Here is a 15,289-nt window from a genome sequence, read left to right as displayed (position 1 = left end):
CGCTCGGACGGCAGAGGCCGCCGAGACTCTCGTCTCGGCGGCCTCTGGTCAGAAGTCAGATCAAGAGCGACGCTTGGCCTCTTCGGTGAGCCCCTTCTTGGCCGTGTCCACGGCCATCTTCTGGGCACGCTTGACGATCAGCCCGGGCAGCTTGATCTTGAGCTCGACGCTCAGGTCGAACTTGACGTGCGAACCGTCGCCCTTCGGCGTGACGGTGTAGGTGCCTTGCTGCTCGCTGAGCTGTGAGCTCTCGACGAGGCTCCACGAGCAGGAGTTGTCGGTCCAGGTGTAGTCGAGCACCTGGTCGTCGGTCATGCCGACGGCGCTGACGGACGCTTCGACGCGTGCCGGGCTTCCGTCCTCGTGTTCGGTGATGATCTTCGCGGACTTGTGCGGGCCCGACCATTCCGGCAGGGACTCGACGTCGAGAAGGATTTCCATGATCACCGACGGCGGCGCGTCGATGTCGAATTCGGTGCTTGCAGAGACAGCCATGAGGAAGAACTTACCCCGCAGTCACGACCGAGGCTGCGCCCCTTGCCCGAATTCACCGGCCCGCAGGGGATCTCACCATCTGTTGCAACTGGTCAGCGACCCGGTCGAGGGGTTCCACGCTCTGTCGTGCTCGGCATAGGATCACCGCTCCCTCCAATGCGGCGAGCACCGTGTCGGCAACGGATAAGGCCTGGTCTGTGTCGAATCCGTGGGCCCGGAGGCTCACGGACAGCAACTGCTCCCACCGGGAGTACCGGGCTGCTGCGATGTTCGCCGCGTTCGGTGCGGCGTCCCGAGCGAGAGCCGCCGCGGCGACGATGCTGCCGACCTCGAAGTCGGAGTCGGTGAGAATCCGCCGCCACATCGACGTCATGTCGGCCACGGCGTCGGACGGCGACACCCGCGCGCCCTGCGTGATCACATCGTCCAGCCGCGACGCGCCTCGTTCGACCGCAGCCCCGATCACCTCCGCACGACCGCGGGGAAAGTGGTGGTACACGCTGCCCCTCGGCGCGTCGGCCGCTGACAGGACGTCGCCGATCGATGTCCCCGCGACGCCTTTGCGCGCAATGAGGTCGGCCGCCGCGGCCACCATCTTCACGCGCTGCGACGTCATGCCAGGAAGGTCGCGCGGAGTGTCGCCTGAGTGTCGGCGTTGATGCCGAGGCCGTCGGCGAAGTACTGCTCAATGGATCCATGGACGTTGCTGACCTCGTCGAACGACGCGGCGAGAAACTCCTCGCGGACGCCGAAGACCGGGAGGAGCACAGCCGGATCGCCACCGGCAGCGGCGAACTTGTCGAAGATCGGCTGCAGCGACGGAACGAGTCGCTCGTTGGTGAGCAGGTAGTCGGTCAACACGTCGTCGCGACTCACGCCGAGCAGCGTCAGGAAGGCGGCCGCGGCCCATCCGGTCCGGTCCTTACCTGCGGTGCAGTGGAACAGCGACGGATTGGCACCGCTTGCGAGGCCGGCGAAGAACTGCCGGTAGGCGGCCCGCGCGCTCGGCAGGGTCACGAGGTCGCGGTAGGTGGACGTGATGGCCTCGACTGCTTTGCCGCCGCTGAGCTGCTCGCCCGCCTTCGCTACGAGTGCAGGGTCGCTGAAGAACTCGGCGAGATTCGCGGGAACGGCCATCGACGAGTCGGCCAACACGTCGAGTCCTACGTTGGACGCGCCGTCGAACGTCGGGTCGGGCGCTGATTCGCGTTCGCCTGCCGACCGGAAGTCGTAGACGGTGCGGACGCCGAGTGCCTGGTATGCGGGCGCGTCGTCGTCGGTGAGGGGGCGGAAGTCCGCCGACCGGAACAGCATCCCGGTCCGGACGGTTCGACCGTCCGAACCCGTCCAGCCGCCGAGGTCGCGAAGGTTCACGAGCGATCCGACCGGGCTCGGCGCCCCGGGGGATGCCACGGTCGCGGGAGTGTTCACGTCTGGGGACATGATCGCCATTATGCCGTGAGTCGTATTAGCGAGAGACTCCCTGCGCGGCACGGATACGCTGGCAGACATGGTGACTGCACGCTCCCTGCCCCAGGATCTGATCGCCCGCGTGGACGACATCATCGACGCCGACAGCGTCCGACTCGTCGACCTGTTCAAAGACATTCACCGAAACCCCGAACTGGGATTTGAAGAGATCAGAACCGCCAGGCTGATCGAGAAGGCCCTGCAGAACCTCGGCTTCGACGTCACGAAGGGCATCGGGAAGACCGGCATCGCGGCCACTTTCCGAAACGGCCCCGGCCCGGTGGTCATGTACCGCGCCGACATGGACGCCAACGCCGTCCGCGAGGAGACCGGGCTCGATTACGCCAGCACCGTCACCGCCACCCGCGATGACGGCACACAAGTGCCCGTCGGGCATCTCTGCGGGCACGACGCGCACGTCACGTGGCTCATCGGCATGGCGAACGCCTTGGTGTCGGTCCGCGACTCCTGGTCTGGCACCGTCGTCCTCATCGGCCAGCCGGCCGAAGAACTCATCATGGGCGCACAGGCGATGCTCGACGACGGCCTGTACAACTTCATCCCGACGCCCGACGTCCTGATCGGACTGCACACCGCGCCCGGCCCGGTCGGCACGGTGATCAATCCGCCCGGCACCCGGATGGCGGGGACGGATCAGGTGGACGTTCACTTCCACGGTGTCGGTGGGCACGGTTCGATGCCGAGCAAGACCAAGGATCCGGTCCGGATGGCAGCTCAGGCGACGCTCGAGTTCTCCTCTCTCGTGGCTCGGACCGTCGAACCGAGCGCGACGGCCGTCCTGTCTGTCGGTTCCATCCAAGCGGGCGCCGACAACAACGTGATCCCGTCGGAGGCCCTGGTCAAGGCGAATCTCCGCTGGTTCGAACCGCACGTCCGCGAAGCACTGCTCGGCGCGATCCGCACCGTGTCCGACTCGATCGCGCGGGCGGCGGGCGTCGATGAGGACAAGCTGCCCGGAATCGTGATGAAGGGAGGGTCACCGCCGCTGGTGAACACCCCCGACCTGGCCGTATCCATGTCGGCATCCCTCGGCGAGATCATCGGCGCCGACAAGGTCATCACCGACATGCCCGCAGTGACCGGATCAGAGGACGCGCACATGCTGCGCGGACCACACACCGACCTGCCGTTCAACTACCTGCTTGTCGGCGTCGCCGCGCCGGAGGTGTTCGCGGAGGCCCTGTCCCGGGGCGAACTGGTCCCGTACTACCCGCACAACCCGAACTACGTGGTCGACCTCGCCGCCATCGCTTTCGGGACCAAGATCGCCGCCTACTCTGTCCTGAGCCTCGTCGACGGCAGCTGACGCGACCTTCCCTGACAAACGCTGCCTTCGGCGACGCAAACCGGCGCCTCGTTGACAAACGCGGCCTTCCTGAAGGCCGCGTTTGTCAGTGAGGGTCGCGTCACCAGGCTGCGGCGATCACCTCGCCGAACAATTCCTGCGGGTCGACGTTCAAACCGCGTCGGACGAACCAGTCGCACATGTTGACGCAGTCGCGCAGCAGGTACTCGGAGCCGTTCGGGTTGGCGATGAGGTCGATCATCTGAGGGAGGTCGATGATCACGAGCCGGTCGGCGGCCGCGAGAACGTTGTACGGCGACAGATCACCGTGGACGAAACCTTCTCCGGCCATGACTGTCATGGCGGTCCTGAGCTGGTCGAACCAGTGCTCGAGGCGATCTCGATCGGGGCGTGCGGCGGCCAGCCGGGGCGCCGGATTCCCGTCGACGGTGACGAGTTCCATCAGGATCTCGGTGCCGTCGATCTGCACCGGATACGGCACCGGCACACCCGCCGTCCAGCAGCGTCGCAGCGATTCCCATTCGGCCTGCGCCCACTGGCCCGCGGCGACCTCGCGGCCGAATGACGACTTCTTCGCCAGTGCCCGCGTCACGCGGGAGTCCCGGACGCGACGCCCTTCGGTGTAGGTCGTGGTGCGGCGGAACGAGCGATGGTCGTCGTCTCGGTACCGCTTGGCTGCGACAACACAGCTCGATCCGGCAACCGAGCGTTCGAGGAGATGGACGTCGGCTTCTTTGCCTGTCTTGAGGACACCGAGGTCGGTTTCGACTGCGGCGCGATCGGTCACGAGCCAGTCGGGGACGGGTTGCGGGCCGCGCTGCAGGGGTTCGACGTCCCAGTACCGCGTGAACCGCTGGTGGTCGCCCGGATCGTCGATCGGGCGGTAGTCGAAGGTGTAGAGGTCAGCGTCGGTGGACGCCTCGTTGGGCGAAGTCATGGTGGCTCCAGGGAGAAGTGATGTGGCGGTTCGAGGTCACGCCGACGGCAGTCATATGCATGTCACTTCCTTTCCTTGGAGCGAGCCGTGTTGCTCGTCCGACACAGAGATAGTGCCGCTCGGCAGGGCCCGGGGCAACTGAATTAACGCCGAAGGCCGGCCACCCGTTTCGGGTGACCGGCCTTCGGTGAGTTCTGCAGTGAACTTTCTGATCAGGAGATCAGAAGCCCATGCCGCCCATCTCGTCGCCGCCCGGCATCGCCGGCATGGCGTTCTTCTCGGGCTTGTCGGCGATGACGGCCTCGGTGGTGAGGAACAGAGCCGCGATCGACGCTGCGTTCTGCAGTGCCGAGCGGGTGACCTTCACCGGGTCGTTGATGCCTGCAGCGAGCAGGTCCTCGTACTCGTTGGTCGAGGCGTTGAGGCCCGTGCCGACCGGCGAGTTGCGAACCTTGTCGGCGACGACGCCGGGCTCGAGGCCTGCGTTGATCGCGATCTGCTTGGCCGGAGCCGACAGCGCGACCTTGACGATGTTCGCACCGGTGGCCTCGTCGCCGTCCAGCGAGAGTCCCTCGATTGCGGGCTCCGACTGCAGCAGTGCAGCGCCGCCACCGGCGACGATGCCCTCTTCGACGGCAGCCTTGGCGTTGCGCACAGCGTCTTCGATGCGGTGCTTGCGCTCCTTGAGCTCCACCTCGGTCGCAGCGCCGGCCTTGATGACTGCAACGCCGCCGGCCAGCTTGGCCAGGCGCTCCTGCAGCTTCTCGCGGTCGTAGTCGCTGTCGCTCTTCTCGATCTCCGAGCGGATCTGTGCAACGCGGCCTGCGATGGCCTCTGCGTCACCTGCACCGTCGACGATGGTGGTCTCGTCCTTGCTGACAACGACCTTGCGGGCGGTGCCGAGCAGTTCGAGGCCTGCGGTCTCCAGCGAGAGGCCGACCTCTTCGCTGATGACCTCGCCACCGGTGAGGATGGCGATGTCGGCGAGCATGGCCTTGCGGCGGTCGCCGAAGCCCGGGGCCTTGACGGCGACGGACTTGAAGGTGCCCTTGAGCTTGTTCACGACGAGGGTCGAGAGAGCTTCGCCCTCGATGTCCTCGGCGATGATCAGCAGCGGCTTGCCGGCCTGGATGACCTTCTCCAGCAGCGGGAGCAGGTCCTTGATGGTGCCGATCTTGCCCGAGACAAGCAGGATGTACGGGTCTTCGAGAACGGCTTCCTGGCGGTCTGCGTCGGTGACGAAGTAGCCGGAGATGTAGCCCTTGTCGAAGCGCATGCCCTCGGTGAGCTCGAGCTGCAGGCCGAAGGTGTTCGACTCCTCGACGGTGATTACACCCTCGTTGCCGACCTTGTCCATGGCCTCGGCGATCAGGTCGCCGATGCTCTGGTCGCCTGCCGAGATACCTGCGGTCGCAGCGATCTGCTCCTTGGTCTCGACCTCCTTGGCGGAAGCGAGCAGCGAGGCGGTGACGGCCTCGACGGCCTTCTCGATGCCGCGCTTGAGGACCATCGGGTTCGCGCCGGCTGCGACGTTGCGCAGGCCTTCGCGGACCAGTGCCTGTGCGAGCACGGTGGCGGTGGTGGTGCCGTCGCCTGCGACGTCGTCAGTCTTCTTGGCGACTTCCTTGACCAGCTCTGCGCCGATCTTCTCGTACGGGTCCTCGAGCTCGATCTCCTTGGCGATGGAAACACCATCGTTGGTGATCGTGGGGGCGCCCCACTTCTTCTCCAGGACGACGTTGCGACCCTTGGGGCCGAGGGTGACCTTGACGGCGTCGGCGAGGCTGTTCAGGCCGCGCTCGAGTCCGCGACGGGCCTCTTCGTCGAAAGCAATCTGCTTTGCCATTGGTAAGTGATCCTCCGGTGGGGGGTGACACTAAGTTCTGTAGTGCCGGACTCGATGCCCGCGACGGACGATCGGGGTGTCTAGTGAACCGATCTCATCGTTCCGACCTGGCACTCACATGCCGCGAGTGCCAATCTCCGTTTTAGCACTCGCCCATGGAGAGTGCAAGGTCGATCTGATGACCTGTGGGTACCAGTTCTGGGACTTACCGACGCAGGCAGTCGCGGCCTAGTGTTCTGCGGTGATCACCCGAATCTGCACAGCCGCAGCCATCGCGCTGACCGTCGTCGCCGTCGTCCCGCACGGCGAGGCAAACGCTGCTCCGGCCAAGCGCTACGCCAACTGCGCTGCTCTCAACAAAGACTTCCGACACGGTGTCGCCCGCCCCGGCGGACGTGACCTCGTCAAGGGCAAGAGCAAGCCCGCCCGTGGTTACGCCGTCAATCGGACCGTCTACTCGAAGAACACTCACCTGGATCGGGACAAGGACGGCGTCGCCTGCGAGAAGAAGTAGAACGCTCCGTGCGAAATGTGCACGCCACAGCGCTTACGCCTCCATATAGGACGACGTACGCACTGTGGCGTGTACTTTTCGCAGCGGCCGGCTACTTCTTGTCGCGGTCCAAGCCGAGCTGGTCGGTGATGTAGAAGAACGGATCCGTCTGGTCGCTCAGTCCGGTGACATTCACGGCGCCCGGGCCGTACGCGGCGATGCGGACCTGGCCACCGGTGTGCTGCTCTTCGCCGGCTTCGAGCGACGTGCCGTAACTGACGGTGATGGTCTCGCCGTCCTTGGTCGTCAGATTGCGGGTGAGACCCGGCATCGGGAGCTCCGCGTCGGTCTCGGCGATCTGGCTGGAGTGCGCGTGGTCGCCGGTGACGATGACGAGCGTGTCCTTGCTCTCCTTCGCGAAGTCGAGGGCGGCCTTCACTGCGTCGGCGAGCTGGACGGTCTCACCGATCTGACCGCACGGGTCGGCGTCGTGATTGGCCTTGTCGACCGAGCCCGACTCGACCTGCAGGAAGAATCCCTTGTCGCCCTTGAGGAGATCGATCGCCTTGGTCGTCATCGCGCCGAGCTTCGGAACTGCTGACGTGAACTCTGCGTTCGGCGAGCACTTGACCGCCGGCTGCTTGTTGCCGTCCTTGACGGCCGTGGCCTTGGACCACATGCGGGGCAGGTTGCCGTCGGCGAAGACACCGAGCAGCGGCTTGTCCTGATCGGCCGCCTTGACGCCGGCCAGCTCGTCGGCACTGCGCACCACCTGGTAGCCGCGCTCCTTCGCCTGAACGTCGAGAGTCTTGCCCTTGTACTCGCCTGCCGTCGCGGTCTCGTTGAAGGTCTCCCAACCGCCGCCGAGGGTGACGTCAGGTCGGGTGGCGAGCAGCTGCTCGGTGATCGAGCCGAGGCCGCCGTTCTCCAGGGCGTTCTCCGGGCACTTCTCCAGGGTCGCCTTCGGTCCGTAGCACTTGCGCTGCGACACGTGCGACACCTGGACGGCCGGGGTGGCGTCCTGCAGTTCGGTCGTCGTCACGTCGCCGGTCTTGAGCCCGTTGGCCTTCGCGATCTCGAGGATGGAGCGCTGCGCCTTGCCGTTCACGTCGACACTGATGCCGCCGTTGTACGTCTTGGTTCCGGTCGACCACGCTGAACCCGACGCTGCCGAGTCGGTGACATAGGAGGGCTTGTGGGAGTCCTTGTTCAGCGAGTACGTCGTGTAGTCGCCGCTGAACGGAAGCTGATCGATGCCGGGGAGCTGTCCGGCCGCGCCGTACTCGTAGTCGCGCGCCAGCGTGTACTCCTGGTTCGCGGTGCCGTCCCCGATCACGAGGATGACGTTCTTCGCACCGGACTTCTGAATCGAGTCGGCGATCATCTGCGTCTGATCCTCGGACAGACGACGTGCGCCGCCGTTCTTCGTGATGTCGCCGGTCGCCGCACGTTGGATGTCGACGCCCGCGACCTTGTCGCCGTCGTTGCCGACCGCGTCGTCGGACGAGCAGGCGCCGAGGACGCCGGCCGCACCGAGGACGGCCACCGCTCCGAGTGCGCTGATGGCGCGCACCCTCTTCTTGCCATGTTTCTGAGCCATGGACGTATGGCAACAGTCGAATATGAACTGACGGAACCGGTCGGTTGAACAGATGACATACGGACAGTGATCGCCCGAGTCGCCGGTACTTTCTCAGCCTCAGAACGAAGTGACCTCGGCCTCGCTATCGTCGGATCCATGTCGGGCGAACTGATCACCATCGTGATCTTGGGGACCGTGTTGGCGGCGTTGCTGATCGTCATCGCACTGCGGACCCGACGCGTGGTCGTGACCCCGCACGAGCGCGCCGTCTACGACACCCTGCAGACCGCCGCGTTGGCGGCGCGACCACTGCGCGACGGACTCACCGAAGAGTCGGCAGCCGAGGCCGTCGGCCCGCTGCTGGCGCTGACCTCGGCCGACGGCGTCGCACTGTACGGTCCGGACGCCGAGCTACTCGCGAGCGACGGCGAGGCCGACCTCTGGACGTCGCCCGTCATCGCGTCGTCGGCGAGACTCGCAGCCGACGCGCTGCAGGATCAGCGCCCGCTGGCGGCTCCCGGCCCCGGCGGAGCGTCGGCTCTCGCCCGACACCTCCTGGCAGCGCCCCTGCTCACCGACGACATCAGTGCGGGCGTGCTGGTGGTTGCGTCGTTGGACGAACCCGGACCAGGCCGGATCGGTGCGATCACCGAGGTGGCACGCTATGCCGCCAGCCAATTGCAACTCGCCGAACTCGACGCGTCTCGGGCCCGCCTCGACCGGGCCGAAGTGCTCGCGCTCCGCGCACAGATCAGCCCGCACTTCATCTACAACGCCCTCAACACGATCGCATCGTTCGTCCGCACCGACCCCGACCGGGCACGCGAGCTGATCCTCGACTTCGCCGACTTCACCCGCTACTCGTTCCGCGCGGCGGGCGAGTACACGGCGCTCGCCGACGAACTCCGCAACATCGACCGCTACCTGACCCTCGAACGTGCACGATTCGGACCCGGCCTGACCGTGAAATTGCAGGTGGCGCCCGAAGTACTCGGTGTCGTCGTGCCCTTCCTCGCCCTGCAGCCGCTCGTGGAGAACGCCGTCCGCCACGGCCTTGCGGGCAGGAAAGCCGGCACCATCAGCATCATCGCGCGCAACGCCGGTCCCGACTGTCTGCTGTCGATCGAGGACGACGGCGTCGGGATGGATCCGGAGCTGCTGCGGACCGGCGCGATCGACGCCCTCAACCCCGCGGGGCCGAAAGAGTCCGACGGCGCGCACGTCGGGCTCACCAATGTCGACCAACGTCTCCGATCGGCGTTCGGCAACGACTACGGTCTAGTGGTCGACACCGCCGTCGGCGCAGGAACCAAGGTCAGCATGCGGATCCCGAAGTTCGCGTCCGGCATCCGAGCCGACCCGGCGACAGACGGGAGAGAGGCCCACCACCGATGACCGGACTGACAATCCTCGCCGTCGACGACGAGGCCCCCGCCCTCGACGAACTCGCCTACCTCCTCGACCGGCACGACTCCGTCGGCCAGGTGATCATCGCTTCCGACGCGACGAGCGCGCTCCGGGAACTCACCGACCACACCATCGACGCCGTCTTCCTCGACATCTCCATGCCGGGGTTGTCCGGCATGGAGCTCGCCGGGGTTCTCGCCAACTACGCCTCGCCCCCGCCCGTCGTCTTCGTCACCGCGCACGACGACCGCGCTGTCGACGCTTTCGCCATCGGCGCCCTCGACTACGTCTTGAAACCGTTGCGCGACGCCCGCCTGGCCCAGGCGATCGACCGCGTCGTCGCGCATGTGACCGCCCGCAACGACGAACCGTCGGAGCCTGAAGCCGCGGAGCCGGACGATGTGATCCCCGTCGAGTCGGGCGGTGTCACCTCGCTGGTGCGACGTGACTCGATCTCGTGGGTGGAGTCCGTCGGCGACTACGCCCGTCTGCACAGCGACACCGGCGCGCACCTCGTGCGGGTCACCCTGTCCACACTTGAAACCCGTTGGCAGCCTGCCGGGTTCGCCCGCGTGCATCGCAGTTACCTCGTGAATCTGCCGATGGTCGTCGGACTCCGGTCGGCGGGTGCCACCACGATGGTCCGAGTCCAGGCCAACGGGCGGTCTGCGGCCGTCGAACTGCCCGTCAGCCGCCGCCAGGTCCGCGAACTGAAGGACCGTCTCGTCCGCGACCCGATGCGCACGATCCGCGGCGACACCGGGGGCTGACGTGCCAGACGTCCCGCCCCGCGAACGTGTTGTCCTGTCGCAGCGACGCGGCGCACGAATGGTGCGCACTCGCGTCCAGGTGGCCGAGCAGAGCGGCGTCGGCGAACACCTGGTGCGGGGTCTGGTCCGCGCGCAGCTCGCGCTCGCTCTGCGTCTCGGGGTCGCCGTCACCCTGCTGTTCGTCGCGATCCCCATCCTCGGCGCCACTGTCGAACCGTTCGCCACGGCGACCGTCTTCGGAATCAGGCTCAACTGGCTGATCCTCGGAGTCGCACCGTATCCAGTCCTCTACCTCGCAGGACGGCTCTATCTGCGTCTCGCGGAACAAGCCGAACGCGACTTCGAACGCCTCACCTCCGACGAGCCGGGCGCCGACCGGTGACCGGCTGGACTCTCGCGGCAGTCGTCGCCGCGGCCGCGGGAACCCTCGCCGCAGGCGCCTACGCGGGACGGGGCGCCCGTTCGACGTCCGACTTCCTCGTCGCCTCCCGCGGTATCGGACCCGGCTGGAACGCCGCGGCCATCGCAGGCGAATACCTGTCGGCTGCATCGTTCCTCGGGGTGGCCGGGCTCGTCGCCAAATACGGCGCCGACGCCCTCTGGTACCCGATCGGGTTCACCGCCGGGTACCTCGCGCTCCTGCTGTTCGTCGCCGCGCCGCTGCGCCGGTCCGGCGCGTACACCGTCCCCGACTTCGCCGAGTTCCGCCTCGCCTCTCCCCTGGCCCGCCGCGTGTCGATGCTGGTGGTGGTCGGTGTCTGCGTCCTCTACCTGGTCCCGCAGCTGCAGGGCGCGGGCCTCACCCTCGACATCCTCCTCGGCCTGCCCCCGTGGATCGGTGTCGTGACCATCGGACTGCTGGTGATCGTGAACGTCGTCGGCGGCGGTATGCGGTCGGTGACGTTCGCGCAGGCGGCGACCTACTGGCTCAAACTGACGGCGATCGCAGTCCCGGCTCTCGCGCTCTCGGCACTGTTCCTCACCGGCTCGCACGATCTCGGCGAACCGCTTCCTCCACACGTCCAGACCGCCACCACCGTCGACGTGGGACGGACCGTCTCCGTCGAGATCACCGACCCGTCGGGCGTCCGGATCGACGGCATGCCCGCCACGGCAGGCACGACGACCGTCGACGAGGGCTCCACCATCACGCTCGACGCCGGTGCGCAGACGCCCGTGGTGTCCGGGGTTCCGCAGACCGGGCAGGGGTGGGCGGCGTCCGGCGGTGGCCTCGGCGGCGACCACCCGCTCTACCAGGTCCTGTCGCTGATGGTCGCGACGTTCCTCGGCGCGATCGGACTCCCCCACGTGCTCGTGCGCTTCTACACCAACCCCGACGGCCGCGCCGCCCGGCGGACGGCGCTCAACGTGATCGCCGCGCTGTCGGTGTTCTACCTGTTCCCGACGGTCCTCGGCGCGCTCGCCCGGATCTGGACGCCGCAGATCCTGACGACGGGCGACGCCGACGCGGCCGTCCTGCTCCTGCCCGACGCCGCGTTCGGCGGGGTGTGGGGGACGCTGTTCGGCGCGCTCGTCGCGGCCGGGGCGATCGCCGCGTTCCTCGCCACGTCGTCGGGCCTGCTGGTGTCCATCGCAGGCGTCATGTCGACCGACCTGCTGCCCGCCGGGGTGCGCAGTTTCCGGATCAGCGCCGTCATCGGCGGACTGGTCCCGATCGGTCTCGCACTCGGCGCGGGATCGCTCGAACTGTCCCGTTCGGTGGGCCTGGTGTTCGCGGTGTCGGCCGCCACGTTCTGCCCGCTGCTGCTGTTGGGCATCTGGTGGCGCGGGCTCACCGCGACCGGCGCCGTCGCCGGACTCGTCGTCGGCGGCGCCACCTCGATCGCCGCGGTGGCGCTCGGGACGGGCGACCTCCTCGCCGGCTGGCCCGGCGTGGTCGTCGACTACCCCGCGGCCGTCACCGTGCCGTTGACGTTCGCGGTGATGATCGGCGTCAGCCGAATGACACGCGCGACGATTCCCCCGCGGGTCGCCGCGATCTTCGCAGCCATGCATGTACCCGAACGCCTCGGCCTCGGCGTGGAGAGGACTCCCTGATGGGTGCCGGTGGCGCCGCGCTGGTGCTCATCCTCATCCTGCTATTGGTGGTCACCGTTCCGTTGGGCCTGATCCTGCTGGTCGTCGCCTACAACACCCGCGGCGACAAGCACTCCCGGGCCACTGCGATCATCGGCGGTGTCCTCATCGGAAGCGTCCCCGTCGGAACCCTGGTCCTCATAGTCGCGATGGTCACTCTCGACGCATCAGGCCTGCTCGACGCGACTCCCAGGCGGGACCCGGACACCCTCGTCGTCGACCTCCGCAGTCCCGACAACGCCTCCGAGCTGGGTGGCACCCGGAACCTCAGTCCCAACACGATCCGCGAGTTCACCTCCGACAACATCGATCTCACCTTCCCCGACGGCTCCTCATTCACGGCACACGATGTGCAGATCTCCATCCATATCGACACCTCCGATCGCATCGAGTTCATGTCGATCATGCGCCGCTCGGAGCCGCGGGCCGTTGCCGTCGGCACTCTCCGCAGCTGGTCGCACGACCTCGGCATCACCTTTGTGCCTCCGACGCCTCTCGATCGGGAGTGGGAGCAGTCCGCAGAGTCCGACGGTGCCGTCATCGGCATGCGTCTACTACCGACGGGCGCGGGGGGCGGCATTTCGATGCTCACAGTCCAGCTCTGAGTCGACGGCGAGTGCCGCCGTCGCCGACCGTTCATCGGCGACGGGAGACCGTTCATCGCACCATCGATCAGCCTGGTCGATCAGATCACAACCCGCACTCCATGTGACTGTCGTCTCGTTCATGCTCATCGCATGCGATTCACCGTCAACCCAGCGAAGGAGTGATCGTGTCCGACCAGCCTCCCGCCAGGCTCGAACCGTCACCAGACGAGTTCCTCGTAGCCGAGGCCAGCCCCGAGTTCCACAAGCTCCGCAGCTCACTGCGGCGCTTCGTCTTCCCGATGTCGGCGTTCTTCCTCCTCTGGTATGCCGTGTACGTCCTGCTCGGCGCGTTCGCCACCGACTTCATGGGCACCAAGGTGTGGGGCAACATCAACGTCGGCCTCATCCTCGGCCTGCTCCAGTTCGTGACGACGTTCGCGATCACCTTCGCGTACGTGCGGTTCGCGAACCGCGACCTCGACCCGCAGGCGGACGCGATCCGCCAGAAGTTCGCCGACGGCGGCTACAACACTCCGGAGGCCACCCGATGATCACCCATCTCGCCGCCGCAGAGGCGGTCGGCAATCCTGCGGTCAACATCTCGATCTTCATCGCGTTCGTCGCGGTCACGATGTTCGTGGTGATCCGCGCCAGCCGCAAAAACACCTCCGCGTCTGAGTTCTTCACCGCGGGCGGCGGCTTCTCCGGGCCCCAGAACGGCGTCGCCATCGCGGGCGACTACCTGTCGGCGGCGAGCTTCCTCGGCATCGCGGGCGCCATCGCCGTCTACGGCTACGACGGCTTCCTGTACTCGATCGGATTCCTCGTCGCGTGGCTCGTCGCGCTCCTGCTGGTGGCCGAGCTTCTCCGCAACACGGGCCGATTCACGATGGCCGACGTGCTCAGCTTCCGACTCAAGGAACGCCCAGTCCGCATGGCCGCCGCGATCTCGACTCTTGTCGTGTCGCTGTTCTACCTGCTCGCGCAGATGGCCGGAGCGGGCGGCCTCGTCGCACTCCTGCTGAACATTCACGACAAGACGGGACAGTCCATCGTCATCGCCGTCGTCGGTGTCCTGATGATCGTGTACGTGCTGGTCGGCGGAATGAAGGGCACCACCTGGGTGCAGATCATCAAGGCTGTGCTGCTCATCGCGGGCGCTGCGATCATGACCGCGATCGTCTTGGTCAAGTTCGACTTCAACATGTCGAGCCTCCTCGGTGAGGCCCAGAACATGATCACAGGCAATGAGAAGACCGCGACGCGTGACGTCCTCGCCCCCGGCGCCAAGTACGGCGGCTCCACCGTGTCGAAGATCAACTTCCTCTCGCTCGGCCTCGCGCTGGTCCTCGGCACGGCAGGTCTGCCGCACGTCCTGATGCGCTTCTACACCGTCCCCACCGCGAAGGAAGCACGACGCTCGGTGGTCTGGGCGATCTCGCTCATCGGCGCGTTCTACCTGTTCACGCTGGTCCTCGGCTACGGCGCGGCTGCGCTCGTCGGCCCGGAGAAGATCCTCGGCGCCGCGGGCGGCGAGAATGCCGCGGCACCTCTGCTCGCGCTCGAACTCGGCGGAACCGTCCTGATGGGCATCATCTCGGCCGTCGCGTTCGCGACCATCCTGGCCGTCGTCGCCGGTCTCGCGATCACCGCGTCGGCGTCGTTCGCACACGACATCTACGCGTCGGTCATCAAGCGTGGTCAGGCGTCGGAGACCGATCAGGTGCGCGTCTCGCGGATCACCGTTGTGGTACTGGGCATCCTGAGCATCATCCTCGGCATTCTCGCGAACGGTCAGAACATCGCGTTCCTCGTGGCCCTGGCGTTCGCGGTCGCGGCGTCGGCCAACCTCCCGACTATCGTGTACTCGCTGTACTGGCGTCGTTTCAACACTCGCGGCGCGCTGTGGAGCATGTACGGCGGCCTGATCTCGTGCATCGTGCTCATCGTGTTCTCGCCCGCCGTCTCCGGCACCGCGAAGTCGATGATCAAGGGATCCGACTTCCACTGGTTCCCGCTTGAGAACCCGGGCATCGTGTCGATCCCCCTCGCGTTCATCCTCGGCATCGTCGGCACGCTGACGTCGAAGGACCGCGGCCAGCCCGCGAAGAACGCCGAGATGGAGGTCCGCTCCCTCACCGGAGTCGGCGCCGAGGGCGCCGTCGCCCACTGACCGCCTGCGCAGACACTTAGGGTGTCGTTGGGGGGGGCCGGGAGGGACCCCAACACCCCCCAAGAGCACTTATGAGGCGGGGTAGGGGGCGCGCGGGTGGGTGGT

The 15,289-nt window shown here is 66.9% G+C and carries 15 protein-coding genes; 9 read left to right on the top strand and 6 right to left on the bottom strand.

The annotated features are described in order from the left end of the window. Window positions 1–60: 60 nt before the first annotated feature. From WFK36_RS00075 to WFK36_RS00065, 3 genes are read right to left on the bottom strand one after another with little or no spacing between them, the layout of a single operon-like run. A complete protein-coding gene (locus WFK36_RS00075; protein WP_336788649.1) occupies window positions 61–495 on the bottom strand; it encodes an SRPBCC family protein in 435 nt (144 codons plus the stop codon). 52 nt (window positions 496–547) lie between these two features. Further along, window positions 548–1,111 carry a TetR/AcrR family transcriptional regulator gene (locus WFK36_RS00070; RefSeq protein ID WP_336788647.1) on the bottom strand — a complete coding sequence of 188 codons (564 nt, stop codon included), beginning with the start codon at window positions 1,109–1,111 and terminating at the stop codon, window positions 548–550. Beyond that, window positions 1,108–1,947 (bottom strand): tyrosine-protein phosphatase, encoded by an 840-nt coding sequence (locus WFK36_RS00065; RefSeq protein WP_336788645.1) that lies wholly within the window; start codon window positions 1,945–1,947, stop codon window positions 1,108–1,110. The genes WFK36_RS00070 and WFK36_RS00065 overlap by 4 nt, the downstream gene beginning before the upstream one ends. A gap of 58 nt (window positions 1,948–2,005) precedes the next feature. Between WFK36_RS00065 and WFK36_RS00060 the strand changes: the two genes are divergently transcribed. Next, window positions 2,006–3,292 carry an amidohydrolase gene (locus WFK36_RS00060; RefSeq protein WP_336788643.1) on the top strand — a complete coding sequence of 429 codons (1,287 nt, stop codon included), beginning with the start codon at window positions 2,006–2,008 and terminating at the stop codon, window positions 3,290–3,292. 100 nt (window positions 3,293–3,392) lie between these two features. On the opposite strand, the gene WFK36_RS00055 is transcribed toward WFK36_RS00060, so the two are convergent. Next, window positions 3,393–4,229 (bottom strand): serine protein kinase RIO, encoded by an 837-nt coding sequence (locus WFK36_RS00055; protein WP_336788641.1) that lies wholly within the window; start codon window positions 4,227–4,229, stop codon window positions 3,393–3,395. 220 nt (window positions 4,230–4,449) lie between these two features. Further along, window positions 4,450–6,075: a chaperonin GroEL gene (groL, locus tag WFK36_RS00050; protein WP_008379580.1), complete on the bottom strand. Its 1,626-nt coding sequence runs from the start codon at window positions 6,073–6,075 to the stop codon at window positions 4,450–4,452. A 241-nt stretch (window positions 6,076–6,316) separates the two neighbouring features. Here groL and WFK36_RS00045 point away from each other — a divergent pair, with 241 nt between their 5' ends. Beyond that, window positions 6,317–6,589 (top strand): excalibur calcium-binding domain-containing protein, encoded by a 273-nt coding sequence (locus tag WFK36_RS00045; RefSeq protein ID WP_336788638.1) that lies wholly within the window; start codon window positions 6,317–6,319, stop codon window positions 6,587–6,589. Between the two features lie 91 nt (window positions 6,590–6,680). Here WFK36_RS00045 and phoA read toward each other — a convergent pair whose 3' ends face one another. Continuing rightward, entirely contained in the window at window positions 6,681–8,168 is a 1,488-nt protein-coding gene (gene phoA, locus WFK36_RS00040; RefSeq protein ID WP_336788636.1) for an alkaline phosphatase, read from the bottom strand. A 138-nt stretch (window positions 8,169–8,306) separates the two neighbouring features. On the opposite strand from phoA, the gene WFK36_RS00035 reads away from it, so the two are divergent. The 7 genes from WFK36_RS00035 (at window position 8,307) to WFK36_RS00005 (ending at window position 15,184) form a co-directional block, all read left to right on the top strand. Continuing rightward, complete coding sequence (locus WFK36_RS00035) at window positions 8,307–9,545, top strand: sensor histidine kinase (protein ID WP_336788634.1); 1,239 nt, start codon at window positions 8,307–8,309, stop codon at window positions 9,543–9,545. After that, window positions 9,542–10,327: a LytR/AlgR family response regulator transcription factor gene (locus tag WFK36_RS00030; RefSeq protein ID WP_336788632.1), complete on the top strand. Its 786-nt coding sequence runs from the start codon at window positions 9,542–9,544 to the stop codon at window positions 10,325–10,327. Before WFK36_RS00035 ends, WFK36_RS00030 begins: the two co-directional genes overlap by 4 nt. A 58-nt stretch (window positions 10,328–10,385) precedes the next feature. Further along, complete coding sequence (locus WFK36_RS00025; protein WP_373278346.1) at window positions 10,386–10,709, top strand: hypothetical protein; 324 nt, start codon at window positions 10,386–10,388, stop codon at window positions 10,707–10,709. Further along, on the top strand, window positions 10,706–12,385 hold the full coding sequence (locus WFK36_RS00020; RefSeq protein WP_336788629.1) for a sodium/solute symporter: 1,680 nt from the start codon (window positions 10,706–10,708) through the stop codon (window positions 12,383–12,385). Before WFK36_RS00025 ends, WFK36_RS00020 begins: the two co-directional genes overlap by 4 nt. Next, window positions 12,385–13,029, top strand: a complete 645-nt coding sequence (locus WFK36_RS00015) for a hypothetical protein (RefSeq protein ID WP_336788627.1) — start codon at window positions 12,385–12,387, stop codon at window positions 13,027–13,029. Before WFK36_RS00020 ends, WFK36_RS00015 begins: the two co-directional genes overlap by 1 nt. Window positions 13,030–13,196: 167 nt before the next feature. Next, entirely contained in the window at window positions 13,197–13,562 is a 366-nt protein-coding gene (locus WFK36_RS00010) for a DUF485 domain-containing protein (protein ID WP_008379591.1), read from the top strand. Further along, window positions 13,559–15,184: a solute symporter family protein gene (locus tag WFK36_RS00005; protein WP_336788623.1), complete on the top strand. Its 1,626-nt coding sequence runs from the start codon at window positions 13,559–13,561 to the stop codon at window positions 15,182–15,184. The genes WFK36_RS00010 and WFK36_RS00005 overlap by 4 nt, the downstream gene beginning before the upstream one ends. Window positions 15,185–15,289: the final 105 nt, after the last annotated feature.

It is taken from the genome of Gordonia malaquae (genome assembly GCF_037148075.1).
In the GTDB taxonomy this organism is placed as follows: Bacteria; Actinomycetota; Actinomycetes; order Mycobacteriales; family Mycobacteriaceae; genus Gordonia; species Gordonia malaquae.
The sequence above is the reverse complement of the archived record's forward strand: the minus strand, read 5'-3'. Positions and strand labels throughout refer to the sequence as shown.